At 45.4% G+C, this 1,587-nt stretch carries 1 protein-coding gene; it reads right to left on the bottom strand.

Annotated elements, in window-relative coordinates; all coding sequences use genetic code 11:
• Positions 1-69 precede the first annotated feature (69 nt).
• Positions 70-1,293, bottom strand: a complete 1,224-nt coding sequence (locus tag AN618_RS12355; RefSeq protein WP_066355644.1) for an IS110 family RNA-guided transposase — start codon at positions 1,291-1,293, stop codon at positions 70-72.
• Between the last annotated feature and the right edge of the window lie 294 nt (positions 1,294-1,587).

Below are 1,587 nucleotides of genomic sequence, written 5' to 3'. Positions count from 1 at the left end.
CATTAAGACGTGCTATGAAAAGTCAATAGGTTATAGCAAAAATTTTTGACAATCGCATAGAAATTCTGTTCACGCATTTTTGCCGGGAGGAGACCATTGATAATCCGCGTCATACGGCCGATTATCCTTCCAGAGAGAATAAATCAAGTGAACAAGTTTTCTTGCAACAGCTCCTGTAGCAACATTCGAGTGCTTTCCCTGGCTGCGTTTTAACTCATAATAAGCCCTCAGCTCCGGGTTAAATCGGCGGGCTGAAATAGCGGCTAACCACAAGCTGTTCCTTAAAACAGGGGAACCGCGTTTGGACATACGGTTACGAGTACCCTCAAACAATCCAGAAGCCCTTACGGTAGCATCTAAACCAGCATAGGCAACAAGAGCCCGGGGATTAGGAAATCGAGAAATATCACCTATCTCGCCGATAATTGCGGCGGCCAGGATGGAGCCAATGCCTGGAATAGTTTCAATTACGTGGCGATAAGGTGTCTCCTTACTGGGACGAAGCTCCTCCATAACCTCATTAATAGCGTCCTCGATAACCTTTATCTGTTCTTCAATAAATTCAATTTGCTCAATCAGCAAACGCAGCTGGAGGGTAAAAGCGTCTAGAGCCATGGTAATGCCGAAGGTGCCTTTAGCCAGAGATTGAATCTTTTTAGCTCTTTCTTCACCGAACCTGCCGCGGGAATGTTCTTTAAGGAAAGCAGATAACTCTGAAAGGTCCACTTCGGCTAATTCTTCCGGCTCCGGGTAAGATTTTAGCAGCTCCCTTGAAGTCCGGATAAACACATCGGAGAAGCAGTCTGGATATTCAGGGAAAATCCTATCCAAAATACCAAGCACCCTGTTCTTAAGGCCACCGACCTGGCGAACGAACTCAAAGCGGAGTCGGGAGAGCGACTGTAATTTAAGGGTTGTTTCTGAAGGAAGCCTGGTTGCAGGGGCTCTTCCCAATCGTAACAAGTCGGCAAGGAGCAAAGCATCTTTTTGGTCGGTTTTAGCTTTACGCACATAGAGATTCCGCAGAGCATCTGACTGAATGGGATTGATGACATGAAGTTCGAATCCTTGGTTAGTGAGGTAGCAGTAGATAGGGAGCCAGTAATGGCCGGTAGCCTCTAAGCAGAACTTTACGTCATCAGGCTTTAAACCGAGTCTTTCCAATGCCTGCAAAAGCTTATTCATCCCTTTATGGTTATTATCTAGATGCATCCTAAGAACTATATCACCGGAGTCGTTTACGAGGCATACTTCATGACTGTGTTTAGCCACATCAATGCCGCCATAGATCATATTTACATCCTCGCTTTCACTAAATTTTAGGCAGGGTTCCCACAGTCCTCTATAAGTCTCAACCTTGCGCGTAACTCGAGGCATGCAGCAAGCTACATCCGCAACGTGCTCATTCGAGACATCTCATAGAGGAGGGGCTTCACTCTTAATGTCGGGACAGCGAAAGAGCTTCCCAAGGAGGTAGTTCGAAGTCCCCTGCCGCTACGAGAAATATTTAGCTAAGTTTTATCAGAATTCCTGTGTGGTTGTTAAAAAAATTTTATTAGTTAAAGCTAACTATATTGTACAAGGAGG

The sequence above is a fragment of the Fervidicola ferrireducens genome (assembly GCF_001562425.1).
Classification (GTDB): Bacteria; Bacillota; Thermosediminibacteria; order Thermosediminibacterales; family Thermosediminibacteraceae; genus Fervidicola; species Fervidicola ferrireducens.
The sequence above is the reverse complement of the archived record's forward strand: the minus strand, read 5'-3'. Positions and strand labels throughout refer to the sequence as shown.

What these genes read in the sequence shown, in the direction of transcription:
- AN618_RS12355 (WP_066355644.1), bottom strand. Translation starts at nt 1,293, where the DNA reads ATGATCTATGGCGGCATTGATGTGGCTAAACACAGTCATGAAGTATGC.